Annotated in this window: 1 protein-coding gene; it reads left to right on the forward strand. The window is 50.2% G+C overall.

Annotated elements, in window-relative coordinates; translation table 11 throughout:
• Window positions 1–216: 216 nt before the first annotated feature.
• Window positions 217–426: hypothetical protein (locus CVM73_RS40795; protein ID WP_100236941.1), on the forward strand; the 210-nt coding region annotated here is incomplete at its 3' end.

The raw sequence follows: 426 nt of genomic DNA on the forward strand, positions 1-426 counted from the left end.
GCTCCAGGGGTAGCGGCTGATACCCGTTAGCTCCTCGAGCTTAGGAAGCCGGATATCGGACCAGGACAGAATGGTTATGACGCGCTGTTTGATCATTACTTATTCATCTAAATATACTCTAGTCAAATTGAATTGAGCTGAATATGCTTAATTCCAGCTAGAGTCAATCTGACTTTAGCTGTTGCCAGTATTGACCTGCATAGTGCAGCAAAGGCCATGAATGTAGAAGGACTCGTCCCGTCTCAAAAAGACCTTTCTAGCCCACCTCCGGTGATGCCCTGGAGAGAGTTCGCCGACTGGATCCGCATGGGTGACCGTCATGACGTTGTCTGGGGTTGGATTCGCAACGGCTACATCCCCCACGAGAAGGTTGGAAAGCACGTGCTGGTCAACGTCGCGCTGTTCACTAGCCAGCTTATGGAAAAG

The sequence above is a fragment of the Bradyrhizobium forestalis genome, from assembly GCF_002795245.1.
GTDB classification, from domain to species: Bacteria; Pseudomonadota; Alphaproteobacteria; order Rhizobiales; family Xanthobacteraceae; genus Bradyrhizobium; species Bradyrhizobium forestalis.